Origin of the sequence: Ureibacillus endophyticus (genome assembly GCF_024159215.1) — a bacterium.
GTDB classification, from domain to species: Bacteria; Bacillota; Bacilli; order Bacillales_A; family Planococcaceae; genus Ureibacillus; species Ureibacillus endophyticus.
In genome coordinates this window covers 2,766,386-2,782,667 of sequence record NZ_JAMYWW010000001.1, presented here as the reverse complement: position 1 = coordinate 2,782,667, position 16,282 = coordinate 2,766,386, and the positions used below count along the sequence as shown (strand labels likewise).

The window sequence follows — 16,282 nt, the reverse complement described above, 5'->3', positions numbered from 1 at the left end:
AGTAATCTTCACATAAATTACTAGTAATTTTTTAGAATATTGATTGTAGTGGAAGGTGGCGAGTGTAGCTGACGGCATTCGCCTTTCGCTACAGAGCAAAGCTTCCTGCGGGATAAGCGTGAGACTTGAGACCCCGCAGGAGTGAGGGACGAACGACGAGGAGGCTCAAGCCACGCCCGCGGAAAGCGTCCACCTGGAACGGAAATCAATAATATAATTTAGTAAAAATCTATTACTTATGTGTGAGTTTCAAAAAGGGGACATCTCTAAATGATTTATTACAATAAAGGAGGTTTAGAAGTGTTAAAAACAGTAAATGACGCCATTCAAGTACTTGAATGGAAGGAAAATATTACTTTAAAAAATATAGAATTGTTTCGTCAAGATATGAACAATCTTTTAAACCAAGATTCTCAAAACCTAATTTTAAATTTAGCCGAAACAACCTACATTAACAGTGCGGGTTTAGGCATTATTGCCGAAAGCGTTGTACAATCAAAACGCAATAATAAAGAATTAGTCATTTCAAATATGGAAGACTCGATTAAAGAAATCTTTTCAATTGTGAAGTTTTCTAGCTTTATGAAATTATTCGAAGTCGAAGAAGAAGCAATTGAATATTTCCAGGCGATTGCTCATGACTAAAGAACTTGATGATATTATTATCGAACATCAATTTTTTTCATCTGATGAAGCAGAACGAAATAAAGAAGGCCGACTTCTTGTAGCAGACCGCCTTTTTCAAAATATGTTAGAAGGCGTGTTTATTACTGATACAAAGGGAATTATTCGCTTTATTAACCCTGCATTTTCCATGATTACAGGTTTTGGTGAAGAAGTGATTGGAAAAACACCAGGCATTTTTCAATCTGGCAAACATGATGAAGCATTTTACCGAAAGATGTGGGAATCCATCGAGCAAAATGGGAAATGGATGGGTGAAATTTGGAATAAAAAAGAAGATGGGGAGTTATTTCTCCAACAGACTACCATTACAAAAATAAATGATGATCACGGTCAACCCCTTTATTATGCTGCTGTTATTACGGACATTACAGCACGAAAAAAAGCGGAACAACGATTAAAAGATGATTTATTATTAGCGAAAGAAGTGCAAAAAAGCGCACTTTCTCATCCGATTCAAAACGATTCCTTTCATATAGAGGGAATTTATCTCCCATCAGATATTTTAGGTGGCGATACATATGCTTGGTATCAAATCGATTCCCATCGTTATGGTGTGATTATGCTGGATGTTATGGGACATGGTGTAGCATCAGCCCTTGTTTGTATGAGTGTACGTTCGTTATTGCGCGGAATCGTAAATAAATGTGTAGAGCCTGAAATTGTTTTAAAAGAATTAAACAAACATGTCTATACTTTATTTCAAGATAAAGAATCGTTACAAATGAAAAATTATTATCTAACATGTGTCTATGCAATGATCGATACTAATACGCATACGATTCAATTTGCTTCAGCTGGTCATCCGCCTGCCTTACTTCTATGTGCTAACGGTTCTATTAGAGAGCTTGCTGATGGTACGGTTCCTTTAGGGATGTTAGCAGAAATAGAAGTTGAAACAGGGTTTTATACATATGAAAATGAGCAAACATGGATGGTTTTTTATACAGATGGACTCATCGAAAGTGAAGAAAATCAAATTCGAAAAAATATTGATAAATTAAAAGGCAATTTGTTAAAGCATCGAACAAATGACTTGAGTAAAATGTTGTCCCTTGTCATTGAGCAACAATGTAAGGATCTTAATACTCCTTCATTTTATGATGATGTTACGATGTTAATCGCAAAGTTGTAGAGTCTATAAAAGCTGTTCAAAACAACTCTAGTATAAACAAAGGAGCGAAAATGAATTTAGAAACGGGTAATGTAAATTCAATGGAAATCGTATCAGAACATGATGTTTTAAAAGCGATGGATTATACAAGCGATTTGGCACAACAGTTAGGCTACTTAGAAAAAGAACAGCTATTTCTTTGTCTTGTGACGGAAGAAACATTAGTGAATGCCCTAGAATATGGAGAAGGTAATTCGATAGAAATTTTGTGGAATACATCTGAGGAAGAATTAGAAATCTGTATTAAACAAAAGGGTAAGCTGTTTCATTTTGAAAAAAGTGACAAGTTGAATTATGGGTCACGGGGCCGCGGTATGCAATTAATCCTCAATATAATGGACGATGTTTGGCTTGAAGAAGTGGGAGAAATGATTATTTTGCATATGAAAAAAGTTTTGAATCATAATGGAATGAAAGTTAGTTAATATTTTCGATGCTGTCTATTTTATGGACAGTATTTATTATTTTCTCACATAAGAAAAGGGGTGCCCAATTTTGGACACCCTAACTTTTTGTATTCTCCACTTTCTTACGTTTTGGTTTATGGTATAGCCCAAGCTCTTTTTTATCTTTTGCTAAAGAACGATAAAGGGATATCATCATTAAAATAATGATAAATGAAAATGGAAATGCTGCGATTATCAATGCATTTTGAAGTGCTTGTAATCCACCGCTAAATAATAGAACTAATGCTACTATTGATTGTGCGATACCCCAAGTGATTTTCACTGCATTTGGGGGAGTAAGTGAACCGTTCGTCGTTTGCATTCCTAGTACAAAGGTTGCTGAATCGGCTGAAGTAATAAAAAATGTACTAACAAGTGCAATTGCAACAATCGACAAAATAGTAGACCAAGGTAACTCGTTGAAAATAGCAAAAAGTACTTCTTCCGTTGCTAAACTAGAAATATCAGTAGGTACAGCTTTTTGAATTTCAATTGCGGATGTACCGAATACAGCAAACCATATAAAGCTGACCAATGTTGGAAGTAATAAAACACCTATAACAAACTCACGTATTGTTCGTCCTTTAGATACTCGCGCGATAAAGATTCCTACAAATGGCGCCCATGAAATCCACCATGCCCAATAAAATATTGTCCAACTATTAATCCATGAACGATGCTCGTCATTTAGTGGTGCAATCCGGAAGCTCATTTGAACGATATTTTGTATATAGCCACCAATAGAATCTGTGAACATATTTAAGATGAGAATTGTAGGTCCAACAATAAACATTAAAATTAGTAAAGCAATAGCAAGAAACATATTTGCGTTACTTAAGATTTGGATCCCTTTTCCTAAACCAGATGCCGCAGAAATAATAAACAAAACCGTAACAATCGCTACAATGATTAATTGAATTGTAAAATTGCTTGGTATGCCAAATAGAAATGACAATCCGCCATTAATTTGTGTTGCACCAAAACCTAGAGTAGTTGCTACACCGACAACTGTTGCCACAACTGCTAATACATCCACAATGGTTCCAAGAATACCATCCATTGCTTTCTTTCCTAAAACAGGCTTCAATGTTGCGGAGATGAGGCCAGGTTCTCCCTTACGAAAATTAAAGTACGCTAATACTAATGCTACGATTGCATAAATTCCCCATGCATGAATGCCCCAGTGGAAAAATGTATAACGCATCGCCTCTTTATATGCTGCATCCGTACTTGGTTCAGCTAGAGGAGGATCTACGAAATGAGAGAGGGGTTCCGCAGCTCCCCAAAACACAAGACCAATTCCCATTCCAGCACTAAACAACATTGCAAACCAGGAAGCTCTTGAAAACTCGGGTTTTTCATCTTGTTTACCTAATCTGATTACGCCAACTGGGCTGAAAATAAGGAAAATACAAAAGAGCGCAATGACGGTAACGAGTATTAAATAATACCAGCCAAATGATGAAGTTAAAAATTCTTGTATGTTTCCTGTTGTTTTTTCAAAACTCTCAGGTGCAGCAACCCCAAATATTGCTGCAATGAAAACAACTATAACTGAAATCCAAAAAACGTTTGAAATATTTTTCATTATAAATACCTTCCTACCTAATCAATCTAAAAAGAGAGCCTTGATTGTGAATTTCCATGATATTTTTTATATTTCCCCTTAGTGCATTTGTTTATAGCATCCGAAATTTTAAAGGTAGTTTGTATTTAAAATAAAAATTAACTTAAACTTCATAAAAAGTAGTTTCAAAAATAGTATATTTTGCTAATTGCAACCATAGATTTGTTTATATTAATAATCCATTTTAATAGGACACCAAAAGAGAATTCACTCTATTACACAAGGTCATTTGGATAGAACTATGGGGAGGATAGCAGTTATGACAGAATATTACCAAGCGTCTGTAAAAGAGGTAATGAAAGAATTGGACGTTCCACAACACGGATTAACAGACTTTGAGGTACGATATAGGCAAAAGAGGTTTGGATATAACGAACTAAAAGAAGGTAAACCGAAAAGTGCTTTGCAAGTATTCCTTGAGCAGTTTCAAGATTTTTTGGTCATCATTTTAATCTTCGCAGCGATTATTTCTATGTTTTTAGGAGATTTTGAAAGTTCCAGTGTCATTATTGTGGTGATTGTGTTAAATGCAATACTTGGGACAATTCAACATATTAAAGCTGAGAAATCGCTAAATAGTTTAAAAGCAATGGCAGCTCCTATTTCTAAAGTGTTAAGGGATGGACAAGTTATTGAAATCCCATCAAGAGAAGTCATTGTTGGAGATATTTTGATTTTGGAAGCTGGAGATTATATTAGTGCAGATGGTCGGGTCATTGAAAGTTATAGTTTACAAGTAAACGAGAGTTCTTTAACAGGTGAATCCTTAGCAATCGATAAGACAGCACAAAAAATCAATGAACCAGACGTATCACTTGGCGATAAGAAAAATATGGTGTTTTCCGGAAGTTTCGTCACAAATGGACGAGGACAAGCCATCGTGACAGCCATTGGAATGGATACGGAAATTGGTAAGATTGCTAGTTTACTAGATAGCGCGAAAGAAAAGAAAACACCACTGCAAGTAAGCCTTGACCAATTTGGGAAACGACTTGCACTTGGTATTATCATCATTTGTCTAATCATCTTTGGATTAGATATTTTGCGTGGTCGCGAGTTAATTGATTCATTTATGTTTGCCGTATCATTAGCGGTTGCAGCCATTCCTGAAGCATTAAGTTCGATTGTTACGATTGTACTTGCATTAGGAACACAAAACATGGCAAAACAAAATGCGATTATCCGTAAATTACCTGCTGTCGAAAGTTTAGGTAGTGTTTCAATCATCTGCTCAGATAAGACAGGAACACTGACTCAAAATAAAATGACGGTTCAAAAGGTTTATACTGGACATCAATTTGTTGAGCATGATCAATTACAAATGACAAATATGCTTCATAAAAAATTAGTGGATATGGCTGTATTATGTAATGATTCCGTTACTCAGGAAGACAAACAAATTGGAGACCCAACAGAATTAGCTTTAGTGAATTTGGGGCATGAATATCAGCTAAATGAACATATTGTACGAGGACTTCATCAGCGAGTAGGGGAAATTCCATTTGATTCAACTCGAAAATTAATGAGTACTGTGCATCGAATGGGTAATCACTACGTTATGATTACAAAAGGTGCATTAGATGTTCTTCTTCCGCGCATTAAGCGAATTGAAACAGCTAATGGAGTATCTGTCTTTACGAAGCAACATTTTGAAAAGGTGAGACAAGCTAATACTGACCTTTCCAATGAGGGGTTAAGGGTCCTAGCAATTGCATATAGGGATGTATCCTTACCTCAAATTCGAGTAGAAGACGAAAAAGATTATACGTTTGTAGGATTAATTGCTATCATGGATCCACCTCGAGAAGAATCAGCTCCAGCAGTGGCAGATTGTATTCAAGCTGGTATTAAGCCTATCATGATAACAGGTGACCATAAAATTACAGCTGCGGCGATTGCAAAGAAGATTGGTATTTTAAAAGATCCATCTGAAGCAATTGAGGGTATTGAAATTGAAAAACTATCAGATAAAGAATTGCGAGATAAAGTTGAACAATTTTCTGTTTATGCGCGGGTATCACCTGAACATAAAATTCGAATTGTGAAGGCGTGGCAAGATAAGGGACATGTGGTTGCCATGACAGGAGATGGGGTTAATGATGCCCCTGCGTTAAAACAAGCAGATATCGGTGTCGCAATGGGCGTAACAGGAACAGAAGTTGCAAAAGATGCTTCATCGATGATTTTAACGGACGATAATTTCTTAACGATTGTAAAAGCCATTTCAAATGGGCGAAGTATTTATGCCAATATAAAAAATGCAATTAAGTTTTTATTATCAGGAAATGCTGGTGCGATATTTGTTGTTCTGTATGCAACGCTATTAGCATTACCAGTTCCATTCCTTCCAGTACATTTGTTATTTATCAATTTATTAACGGATAGCTTGCCTGCCATTGCCATTGGATTGGAACCGCACAATAAGAAATTGATGAAGGAAAAGCCACGTAACATAAATGAACCGCTATTAAATAGAAAGTTCGCAACACAAGTAGGGTTAGAAGGTCTTGTCATTGGAGCAGTAACCATTATCGCATTTCAACTTGGATTATCAACTGGAGACACAGCAGTAGGTACTACAATGGCATTTGCGACATTATGTTTATCCCGTTTGTTCCATGGATTCAATTGTCGCTCAGACCAATCACTATTTAAAATTGGCTTATTCTCAAATTTAACTGTGTGGATTGCATTTTTAGTTGGGTTTGTACTACTAAATTTAGTTCTTATCTTCGGATGGTTTGAAGTGGCAACATTAGAATCTACTCAAATCTTGACGATTTATGGATTGGCATTTGTTCCATTAATTATTATTCAAACTTATAAACTACTTTTTGCGAAAGAGAATTAGAATAAGGGGAAATGGTGTATGCAAATAAATGAACTAGCACGGGATGAATTATTGAAGGAAGTAGAGTCATTGTCAGATGAAGTGTTGAATCAAAAACCTTCTACAGATCAGTGGTCTATTAAACAAATACTAGAACATCTATTTTTAATGGAAATTGCCATTGCAAATATCATTAAAGAACAATTAGAAAATGGTGAAGTACAAACGGCTAAACCAAAGCCAATTGAAGCAACGGTTAATCGAAAGTATAAGGTATCAGCACCTGAGTTTTCAGTTCCTACTAATGATTTTGCTACATTAGAAGAATTGAAAGAAAAACTGGCGATGTCTCGTCAAGAGCTAAAAACAGTAGTCGAAAAGGCAGATCAAATTGATTTGGAAAATAAAGCTTATCCCCATCCAGCATTTGGCCAAATGAGTTTGAGTCAATGGATTCCCTTTGTGGGCTATCACGAAAGACGCCATATATTGCAGATTAATGAAGTTAAAGAGTCATTAGGAATATAAATTTTATTAAAAGAGGCACGACAAAAGTTATTTTAAGTATTTAGTAAATTATTAGTGTTGAAAAGTTGATTGGAATGGAGTGTGGCTGAGTGTAGCTGACGGCATTCGCCTTTCGCTACAGAGCAAGCTTCCTGCGGGAATAGCAAATTTATTTGCGACAAAAGCGTAAGCGACAGGAGCACTGAGCCTCAACTAATTTTTGCCGACCATAGTCGGCAAAAATTAGTTGAGGCCATGCCCGCGGAAAGCGTCCACACGGAATGGAAATCAACTTCCCACACATCAAAAAATCAACATTTTCATTTAAGTGAAGGTAGTGACCCCTTAAAGTTAGAGTTTTTATTATACAGCTAATTGGCTGGTATGGATTCGGTATTGCACCGGACTCATGCCTGCCAATTTTTGTTTAATACGATCATTATTATAGTAATCGATGTACTGTTCAATTTTCTTTTTTAATTCTTCATAAGAGAGTAATTCTTCCCCATAATACATTTCCTGTTTAAGTAAACCAAAAAAGTTTTCCATTGCCGCATTGTCTGCACACGTTGCTTTACGAGACATGCTTTGAAAAATTTTGTTCTGCTTTAATGTTTTTACCCATGTATTATGTTGATAGTGCCAACCTTGATCAGAATGAATCGTTGTCCGATATTCTGCTCGTTCATGAATAATAGGTAATGCTTGTTTCAATGAATCTATCACAAAATCTAGTGTTGGACGTTTTGATATACTAAATCCAATAATTTCACCATTATATAAATCCATGATAGGACTTAAATACAGTTTTTCATCATTTGTACATTTAAATTCTGTTACGTCTGTTACTAGTTTTTGAAGGGGGTACGGTGTGTTGAAACGGCGATTTAAACGGTTTTTTGCCACTTTTCCTACCGACCCTTTATAAGATTTATAGCGTGATTTGCGTACAAATTTTTCGCATTTTAGGTTTAATTCCTGCATGATACGTTGCACTTTTTTATGATTAATTTTGTATCCTTGTGCTTTCAATTCTGCATGAATACGACGGTAACCATATCGACCTTCATGTTTTTCAAACGTCTTTAAAATCAAAGCTTTCCACCCTTGATCTGGGTCTTCCTTTTTCATTTGTTTAATTTGATAGTGATAAGTTGCCTCTGGAATATCTACTCGTTTCAAGATATCTTTTAATGTAAATCCTTCTTGTTTGAGTTCAAAGGCGATGACTGCTTGGACTTTTCGAGGAAGGCGTTCGGATTCTCTCGAAAAGCCTTCAACTTTTTTAGAAACGCCACCTCCAAACGAAGCAATTCATTTTCATGTTCTAACTGCTCCTCACGTGACATTTCTTTTTCTTGTTTACTTGCCTTTGAATTTCTATTTTTAGACATAGATGGCCGCCCCTTTGATTTTTCTTGCAGGCCTTCCAATCCTTGTTCTAAAAATTTACGGTTCCAGTTAACGATTAAACTTGGATTATTCATCATAAATTGAAACGCTGTATCTTGATAAGAAGCGCCTGTTTGTTTCATAAAGTTTAATACATCCAATTTAAATTGAACAGTATAAAACTGCTTCTTACTCTTCCTAGCTAAGCCCTCTATACCATATTTTTTAAATGCACGAACCCAACGTGATATTTGTGTTCTATCAACTACTCCATATTTCTTAGCTAGTTGTTGATAACTCAATGAATTATTTAGATAATCTAGTACCACAGCTAATTTCAAATCATCATTATATTTAACCATAAAAAACACCCCAAAAGTTAGTTTTTTACTCTAACTTTTGGGGTGCAGCACCGAAATGTTGATTTTTTGTTTTGTTCTGGCTTCTTTTTTATTGATTACAATCATTTCACCTTACATATTTTGTATAATTAAACTACTTAAATCTAGTTTGGGGGGAAGGTATGATTCAAGGGAGTTGGCGAGCGTTAATATGGATTGGCTTAGCAGAGCTATGTGCGTTAAGTCTGTGGTTTAGCGCATCTGTGATTGCACCGGAACTGATTCAAATTTGGCATCTTAGCTCAAATACAGAAGCATGGCTTTCTGCATCTGTTCCCATTGGTTTTGTGATTGGTGCCTTTGTAAGTTCGTACTTTGGAATGGCTGACCGTTTTAATCCTCGGAAAATCTTTGCCCTTTCAGCGTTACTTGGTGCACTACTCAATGCGTTACTCGTATTCGTTGATTACGCTTTTTTTGGAATAACCTTAAGAATTTTAACTGGCGTCACATTAGCAGGAATCTATCCAATTGCTGTAAAGATTTTATCCCAATGGTTTCCAAAGAAACGGGGAATCGCAATTGGGATTTTAATTGCCGCCTTAACTTTAGGCTCATCTTTACCACACTTTGTCATCATGTTTTTCTCTTCAGTTAATTGGAAGATTGTTATTCTTATTAGTTCACTATTAGCTTTATTATCAGCTGCCATTGTGACATTGTTATTGGAAGATGCACCTGTAAAACTAAGCAAATTACCTTTCTCATTGAAGCTAATCAAAAAAGTTATACGCAATAAACCGGTGATGCTTGCGAACTATGGCTATTTCGGACATATGTGGGAGTTGTATGCGATGTGGACATGGCTTCCTGTATTTTTAATCGCAAGTTTCACAGCCTATGCACCAGAAATTCCGTATTGGTTTATGGCATTGTCTTCATTTTTGTCTATTGGGATAGCAGGAGGGATTGGTTGTGTCGTTGGTGGGATTATTTCAGACCGAATTGGTAGAGCCAATTTAACAATTATCTCTATGTGCATCAGTGCAATTTGTTCGATATTAATAGGTTTTACATTTGGACAACCAATCTGGGTAACGCTAGTCATTTCAATGGTTTGGGGGATGTCAGTCATTTCTGATTCAGCACAATTTTCAGCGGCCGTTTCAGAAGTAGCTGAAGTTGAATATGTCGGCACAGCCCTTACTTTTCAAATGTGTATCGGGTTTTTACTCACAATTTTTTCTATCAATCTAATTCCTATACTGCAGAAGATCATTGGTTGGGAATGGGTTTTTGCAATATTAGCAATTGGGCCATTACTAGGGATTCTATCGATGTTGAAATATAGAAGGTTTGAAATGAAACAGTAAGGGGGTTATTATGGGAATCTTCTTTTGGCCATTTATGATTGCGGCTATTGTGTTATCCGTTATTGCGATTGCTTCAAATAAGGCATCTTTACTCGTTATTGCTTTTATCTTATTTATTCCATTTTCTCTGTATTTAGCTGCTATACCACTATTTGAATGGTGGGGAATGATTTTTCCAATGTTTTACCTTGCTGCAGCATACTACTTAAGAAAAAATATTAGATGGTTGGCAATTGTGTTGGTGTCTATAAATTTTATCCTTGTTGGCTGGATTGGATTCACGGTACTATTTCAATAAAAACTGAGCGCTTATCTATGGTTAAAGATGGATAGGTGCTCAGTTTTTTTATTGGTAAACTTGCTTCTTTTTTATTTGATAAATCGCTAGCTTATTAATTTTTTTCTTGTTTTAAACAGCTTTCATGCTCAAATGTAATAAACAAATTACTAAGAAATTTCAGATAATTGTTGCTAATCTAATTTTTACGTGATAGATTACTAAATATATTTGAAGTGTAAACTTCATCAAATGAAAAATGAAGGGGAGACTTCCTCTTGAATAAATTAACGATTAAAGAAAGAATTGAACAACAATTTAATTCACTATCGAAGTCACAACAAAAGGTTGCAAGTTTTGTATTAAATAATCCAACGTATGTAGGTGTTCATTCTGCAAGTGAAGTAGGAAAGCAAGCAGGGACAAGTGAAACAACCGTCATACGATTTTGCTATACGATTGGTTTAAATGGTTATGCCCAGTTACAAAAAGAATTAACGATGTATTTATTTGTAAACAATACGAATAGTACTCTAGGTAATTATGTATCTTCAAAAGAAGAGTTGTTTAAAGAGCAACAACTTTGTGAGAAAGTAATGGGCCAAACTAGCAATCAAATTGTCAGAATTGCAGAACAAATAAATCCGGAACAATTCCACGAAACAACGAAAAAACTACATGAAGCGAAACGTATCTATTTAATTGGAGCCGGTGCATCTAGTTTTGCAGCCCAATGGTTTCAATTTACATTAAACATGCTTCGACCGAATGTAGAACTCGTACATACGGAAACGGGTATGTTGATTCGTACATTACAAGAAGTGAAGGAATCAGAATTAGCGATTGTCATTTCACTGCATCGCTATTTTAAAGAACCAATCCAAATTGCTGAGGAATTTGCAAAGCGCGGTGTTTATACAGTAGCCATCACAGATTCAAACGTTGCACCGATTCATTCTTTTGTAAACGAAGCATTTGTTTTGCAACAACCAGAGCTATCAACGATTGATATGATGCCTTCACTCATTGCGTTTTTAAATACCTTAGTAGTCGGCATGATGTCTCATGATCGTGAGTACTATAATGAGCAACGTGTTAAATATGATGATTTTCAAAATAGCTTTATTGCAAATCGATGGAGTTGAATGATATGACAGACCAACAATTAACGGAACGAATGCAAAAGGTGTTTGCACACTTGCATGCAAACCCGGAAATTAGCTGGGAAGAAGTAAATACAACGGCTTATTTAATAGAACTTTTGAAAGCTGAAGGATTAGAGCCAAAAGCATTTGACGATGTGACAGGATTTTATGTTGATATTGGGCCAGGCATTCCAAAAGTTGGATTTAGGACAGATATCGATGCACTTTGGCAGGAAGTAGATGGTGAGTTTTGGGCAAATCACTCCTGTGGACATGATGGACATATGACAATGGCCTTTGGTACGGCGCTTCTTCTAAATGAACAGAAGGCAACTTTACCGGGAGCTATTCGATTGATTTTCCAACCTGCTGAAGAAAAGGGTGAGGGAGCAAAGAAAATCGTTGAAAAAGGTGTTATCGACCCATTGGAGTATTTATTTGGTGTCCATGTAAGACCACTTATTGAACTTCCAGATGGGGCACATTCTCCAGCATTACATCATGGCGCAGCAAAACTTATTAAAGGAACAATTACAGGTGTAGAAGCCCATGGAGCACGACCAGAACAAGGAATCAATGCAATAGAAGTAGCTTCTGCTTTAGTGGATGCAATGAAACGCATTTGGATTAGCCCTACTGAATCTGGTTCTATTAAAATGACACAGATTCAAGCGGGGGGAACTTCTTCAAATATTATTCCAGGGTCTGCAACATTTAGTATTGATTGCCGTGCACAAACAAATGAAACGATGGACGCCTTAACAAACGGATTTGAAAAAGCAGTGGAAGCTGTTAGTACTTTGTTTGGTGCAACCATTACAACGGAAGTAGCTACGCATATAGTCGCTGCGCAAGTGGATAATGAGGCAAAAGCAATTATGAAGCAGGCGATTATCGATACGGTCGGGGAAGAACATTGCGCACCAGAAGTTGTGACACCAGGTGGAGAAGATTTTCATTTTTATTCATACTCAAAACCTCATTTGAAAACAACAATGCTTGGGCTTGGATGTGGTGTTGCACCGGGTCTACATCATCCACAAATGACGTTTAATCAACAGCAACTACCTGTAGGAGCATGTATTATTGCAAAGGCACTCCTTATTGCATTACAGCAAATAGAAAGAAGAGATTAATAATGATACAAGTGAAAGAATTAACAACTATAGAAGAAATGGAACAAGTACAACAACTTGAAAAACAAGTTTGGGGTATTGAGCCAATTCCTACTCACCAAACATTAACGGCCGTTAAAAATGGTGGCATTATGGTAGGTGCCTATGATGGGGATAAGCTGGTTGGATTTAGTTACGGGTTTGCTGGTTTCAAAAACGGACAAGTATCTCTTTGCTCACATATGTTAGGAATCGATGAAAACTATCGCTCACAACAAATTGGAGAAAAACTTAAACATGCACAAAGAACGATTGCCATCAGAAAAGGGTACGACATTATGCATTGGACATATGATCCTCTTGAAACTCGAAACGGCTATTTAAACCTAACAAAGTTGAATGGTATTTGTAATACATACATTGAAAATTGTTATGGTGAAATGCAGGATGGCTTTAACAAAGGATTACCATCAGATCGTTTTGAAGTTCATTGGTATTTAAAAAGTCCTTATGTGGAAAAGCAAGTGGAGCCACAGATTGATAACCCTGAGCCACTTGGGGAAATCTTATTCGATGAAGCAGGATTACCAACGTTAAATCCATTCCCATTTGATACTTTCATAGCTGATGTCTATTCACTTCCTGTTCCATGGGATTTTCAAAGTATAAAAGCACAGAGTCAGGAACACGCAATGCATTGGCGATTGGAAACACGAAAAGTATTTCAACAAATGTTTGAAGCAGGCTACTGTGCCGTACGAATTCAAAAGAGCGAGCAATGGAATAACTATATTTTTGTAAAAAAAGATACGTTAGAACTTGGAGGATATTAATATGAAAATTACTGAAATTACAATTCGCCATTTACAAATGAAGCTAAAAGCACCGTTTACAACAAGCTTTGGAACATTCACAAATAAAGATTTTTTACTATTAGAAGCGAAAAATGAAGATGGAACAATTGGCTGGGGAGAATCGGTTGCATTCCATTCGCCTTGGTACAATGAAGAAACGTTAAAAACGAACTGGCATATGCTTGAAGATTTTTTAATTCCACTTATTTTAAATAAAGAAATTTCCCATCCAGATGAAGTAAGTGAAATTTTCGAGCCAATTCGTAAAAATAATATGGCGAAATCAACAATTGAAGGTGCGATTTGGGACATTTATGCACAACAAACAAATCAATCATTAGCATCTGCACTTGGTGGTAAGAAAGACAAAATTGAAGTAGGTATTAGTATTGGTATCCAAAAAAGCATTGATGATTTAGTAGCACTTGTAGATGAGTATGTAAAAGAAGGATACAAACGCATTAAAGTAAAAATTAAGCCAGGTTGGGATGTTGATGTAATGCGCACGTTACGTGAAAAATTCCCGGATGTAGCGATTATGGCTGATGCGAACTCCGCTTATCGTTTAAGTGATGCAGAACTATTAAAACAATTAGATGAGTTTAACTTAACGATGATTGAACAACCATTAGCATCGGATGATATTATCGACCATGCGACATTACAAAAACAATTGAAAACGCCAATTTGTTTAGATGAAAGTATCCATTCCCTAGAAGATGCGCGTAAAGCAGTGGAGCTTGGTGCAACAAAAATTATCAATATCAAAATTGGACGAGTTGGCGGCTTAACTGAAGCGAAGAAAATCCATGATTACTGTGAATCAAAAGAAATTCCAGTGTGGTGTGGAGGAATGCTTGAGTCTGGGATTGGTCGTGCTCACAATGTTGCTTTAACAACATTAACAAACTTTATTTTACCAGGGGACACAGCGAGCTCAAATCGTTACTGGGAAAAAGATATTATCGAGCCAGAAGTCGTTGCAGTAGATGGATATATTCAAGTTCCACAAACAGCTGGAATTGGTTACAAAGTAAATATCGAAACAGTAGAATCCTACACAGTAGATAAAAAGGTATATAAATAAGCGCAACATCCTTAAGCATCAAAAATCGATGCTTAAGGATAAATTGAACATATATTTTTCAGAATCTTTAAATAATTTAAAAGCGGGTGAATCGTAATGAAGAAAAGTTTACAAATAGGAGGAGCCTTTGTCGGATTAATCGTTGGTGCCGGCTTTGCCTCTGGACAAGAAATTATGCAGTATTTTACGAGTTTTGGGATATGGGGAATTGCTGGAGGAATTGTTGCTACAATTGCATTTGCACTTTTAGGGATGACACTCGCACAACTTGGATCAAAACTACAAACAACTTCACATAAAGGGGTAATTTATCATATTGGTGGTCGTTATGTAGGGGTAGTATTAGACATACTGATTACATTCTTCTTATTCGGAGTAGCTGTCGTTATGTTCGCAGGGGCAGGTTCTACTTTCAATCAAATGTTCGGAATTGATCCTATGGTAGGAAGTATTATCATGGTTGCATTAACAATCGCAACATTATTACTAAATGTAAAAAATATCATGAACTTAATCGCTGTTATTACACCTTATTTAATGATTGTAATCTTTATTATTTTAATCTATTCTTTATTTACGATGGATATTTCATTCTCAGAAGCGAATGAAATGGCTCAAAATCAAGCAAGTGCTGCTTCTAACTGGTTCATGGGTGCATTACTATATGTATCTTATAATCTTGCAGCTGGTGCAGCGCTATTAATCGTTATGGGTGGTACAGAGAAAGATAGTAAAGTTGCTGGTCTTGGTGGTATTTTTGGTGGGGCAATGCTTGGGGCATTAATCATCTTAATCAACTTAACAATGTTCGTAAAAATGGATGTTGTATCAGGTATGGACATGCCTACATTAGAGTTAGCGAAACAAATTCACCCAGCTGTTGGTGTATTGATGGCAATTGCATTACTAGGAATGATGTACAACACAGCAGTGGGGATGTTCTATTCCTTTACAGTACGTTTTGTAGCTCCAGATCACAAAGTATTTAAACCGACAATTGTTGTAGTTGGCTTAGCAGGGTTTGTAGCAAGCTTAGTTGGCTTCACAACATTAGTAGGTAAAGTATACTCAACAATGGGGTACCTAGGATTTGCGTTAATCATTGCAGTGATAATTGCATGGTTCCGTCGTAATAAAGGGGTAGTAGTTTCTAGATAAATAGGTTAATTGTAGACAGACTCAAAATTTATTGGGTTTGTCTTTTTTTATTTGGAAGGTTATAAACATGTGGTGATAGAAGTATTGAAGAAGCACACATACACGTTAAAAGTTCGAAATATAAATAAAATAAGGAAGTGATGATGTATTGGTTTATATTTTGGAGAACATATTTCAACTATCGGCAATTGTTTTAGTGCTGTGTTCAATGTATTATTATCGGCATTTTAAAAAGACGAAGAGGGAAAGAAAACTTACTTTCTATGAAACCG

General features: G+C 36.1%; 15 protein-coding genes. 12 read left to right on the top strand and 3 right to left on the bottom strand.

Features of this window, described 5'->3' with window-relative positions:
- Positions 1–300 precede the first annotated feature (300 nt).
- Genes NKR20_RS13745 through NKR20_RS13735 form a run of 3 tightly spaced genes read left to right on the top strand, consistent with a single transcriptional unit; the run spans position 301 to position 2,283 of the window.
- Positions 301–645 carry an STAS domain-containing protein gene (locus NKR20_RS13745; protein WP_253427051.1) on the top strand — a complete coding sequence of 115 codons (345 nt, stop codon included), beginning with the start codon at positions 301–303 and terminating at the stop codon, positions 643–645.
- Positions 638–1,819, top strand: a complete 1,182-nt coding sequence (locus tag NKR20_RS13740; protein WP_253427050.1) for a SpoIIE family protein phosphatase — start codon at positions 638–640, stop codon at positions 1,817–1,819. Before NKR20_RS13745 ends, NKR20_RS13740 begins: the two co-directional genes overlap by 8 nt.
- A 50-nt stretch (positions 1,820–1,869) precedes the next feature.
- The gene (locus NKR20_RS13735) at positions 1,870–2,283 is read left to right on the top strand and encodes an ATP-binding protein (RefSeq protein ID WP_121214458.1); all 414 of its coding nucleotides are present in this window, start codon (positions 1,870–1,872) and stop codon (positions 2,281–2,283) included.
- A 79-nt stretch (positions 2,284–2,362) separates the two neighbouring features.
- Here NKR20_RS13735 and NKR20_RS13730 read toward each other — a convergent pair whose 3' ends face one another.
- Positions 2,363–3,892 carry a glycine betaine uptake BCCT transporter gene (locus NKR20_RS13730; RefSeq protein WP_253427049.1) on the bottom strand — a complete coding sequence of 510 codons (1,530 nt, stop codon included), beginning with the start codon at positions 3,890–3,892 and terminating at the stop codon, positions 2,363–2,365.
- A 298-nt stretch (positions 3,893–4,190) separates the two neighbouring features.
- Between NKR20_RS13730 and NKR20_RS13725 the strand changes: the two genes are divergently transcribed.
- Both NKR20_RS13725 and NKR20_RS13720 read left to right on the top strand, forming a co-directional pair.
- Positions 4,191–6,782 (top strand): cation-translocating P-type ATPase, encoded by a 2,592-nt coding sequence (locus NKR20_RS13725; protein ID WP_253427048.1) that lies wholly within the window; start codon positions 4,191–4,193, stop codon positions 6,780–6,782.
- 18 nt (positions 6,783–6,800) lie between these two features.
- Positions 6,801–7,289: a DinB family protein gene (locus NKR20_RS13720; protein ID WP_253427047.1), complete on the top strand. Its 489-nt coding sequence runs from the start codon at positions 6,801–6,803 to the stop codon at positions 7,287–7,289.
- A 342-nt stretch (positions 7,290–7,631) separates the two neighbouring features.
- Here NKR20_RS13720 and NKR20_RS13715 read toward each other — a convergent pair whose 3' ends face one another.
- Complete coding sequence (locus NKR20_RS13715; RefSeq protein ID WP_253428122.1) at positions 7,632–8,495, bottom strand: IS3 family transposase; 864 nt, start codon at positions 8,493–8,495, stop codon at positions 7,632–7,634.
- Entirely contained in the window at positions 8,459–9,022 is a 564-nt protein-coding gene (locus NKR20_RS13710) for a helix-turn-helix domain-containing protein (RefSeq protein WP_253427046.1), read from the bottom strand. Before NKR20_RS13710 ends, NKR20_RS13715 begins: the two co-directional genes overlap by 37 nt.
- Positions 9,023–9,183: 161 nt before the next feature.
- Between NKR20_RS13710 and NKR20_RS13705 the strand changes: the two genes are divergently transcribed.
- From NKR20_RS13705 to NKR20_RS13675, 7 genes are all read left to right on the top strand, one after another.
- A complete protein-coding gene (locus NKR20_RS13705; RefSeq protein WP_253427045.1) occupies positions 9,184–10,374 on the top strand; it encodes an MFS transporter in 1,191 nt (396 codons plus the stop codon).
- Positions 10,375–10,384: 10 nt separating this feature from the next.
- A complete protein-coding gene (locus NKR20_RS13700; protein ID WP_253427044.1) occupies positions 10,385–10,672 on the top strand; it encodes a hypothetical protein in 288 nt (95 codons plus the stop codon).
- Between the two features lie 257 nt (positions 10,673–10,929).
- Positions 10,930–11,796 carry a MurR/RpiR family transcriptional regulator gene (locus NKR20_RS13695; protein WP_253427043.1) on the top strand — a complete coding sequence of 289 codons (867 nt, stop codon included), beginning with the start codon at positions 10,930–10,932 and terminating at the stop codon, positions 11,794–11,796.
- A 5-nt stretch (positions 11,797–11,801) separates the two neighbouring features.
- Positions 11,802–12,932 carry an amidohydrolase gene (locus tag NKR20_RS13690; RefSeq protein WP_253427042.1) on the top strand — a complete coding sequence of 377 codons (1,131 nt, stop codon included), beginning with the start codon at positions 11,802–11,804 and terminating at the stop codon, positions 12,930–12,932.
- 2 nt (positions 12,933–12,934) lie between these two features.
- Entirely contained in the window at positions 12,935–13,744 is an 810-nt protein-coding gene (locus tag NKR20_RS13685) for a GNAT family N-acetyltransferase (protein ID WP_253427041.1), read from the top strand.
- A gap of 1 nt (position 13,745) precedes the next feature.
- Positions 13,746–14,852, top strand: coding sequence for an o-succinylbenzoate synthase (gene menC, locus NKR20_RS13680; protein WP_253427040.1), 1,107 nt, complete (start codon positions 13,746–13,748; stop codon positions 14,850–14,852).
- Between the two features lie 96 nt (positions 14,853–14,948).
- Positions 14,949–16,010, top strand: coding sequence for a YkvI family membrane protein (locus NKR20_RS13675; protein ID WP_253427039.1), 1,062 nt, complete (start codon positions 14,949–14,951; stop codon positions 16,008–16,010).
- Positions 16,011–16,282: the final 272 nt, after the last annotated feature.

Excerpts from the sequence above, each read along its gene's own strand:
- NKR20_RS13675 (WP_253427039.1), top strand. The coding sequence starts at position 14,949 with ATGAAGAAAAGTTTACAAATAGGAGGAGCCTTTGTCGGATTAATCGTT.
- NKR20_RS13690 (WP_253427042.1), top strand. The coding sequence starts at position 11,802 with ATGACAGACCAACAATTAACGGAACGAATGCAAAAGGTGTTTGCACAC.
- NKR20_RS13705 (WP_253427045.1), top strand. The coding sequence starts at position 9,184 with ATGATTCAAGGGAGTTGGCGAGCGTTAATATGGATTGGCTTAGCAGAG.
- NKR20_RS13700 (WP_253427044.1), top strand. The coding sequence starts at position 10,385 with ATGGGAATCTTCTTTTGGCCATTTATGATTGCGGCTATTGTGTTATCC.
- NKR20_RS13730 (WP_253427049.1), bottom strand. The coding sequence starts at position 3,892 with ATGAAAAATATTTCAAACGTTTTTTGGATTTCAGTTATAGTTGTTTTC.
- NKR20_RS13740 (WP_253427050.1), top strand. The coding sequence starts at position 638 with ATGACTAAAGAACTTGATGATATTATTATCGAACATCAATTTTTTTCA.
- NKR20_RS13735 (WP_121214458.1), top strand. The coding sequence starts at position 1,870 with ATGAATTTAGAAACGGGTAATGTAAATTCAATGGAAATCGTATCAGAA.
- NKR20_RS13710 (WP_253427046.1), bottom strand. The coding sequence starts at position 9,022 with ATGGTTAAATATAATGATGATTTGAAATTAGCTGTGGTACTAGATTAT.
- NKR20_RS13725 (WP_253427048.1), top strand. The coding sequence starts at position 4,191 with ATGACAGAATATTACCAAGCGTCTGTAAAAGAGGTAATGAAAGAATTG.
- NKR20_RS13720 (WP_253427047.1), top strand. The coding sequence starts at position 6,801 with ATGCAAATAAATGAACTAGCACGGGATGAATTATTGAAGGAAGTAGAG.
- NKR20_RS13685 (WP_253427041.1), top strand. The coding sequence starts at position 12,935 with ATGATACAAGTGAAAGAATTAACAACTATAGAAGAAATGGAACAAGTA.
- menC (WP_253427040.1), top strand. The coding sequence starts at position 13,746 with ATGAAAATTACTGAAATTACAATTCGCCATTTACAAATGAAGCTAAAA.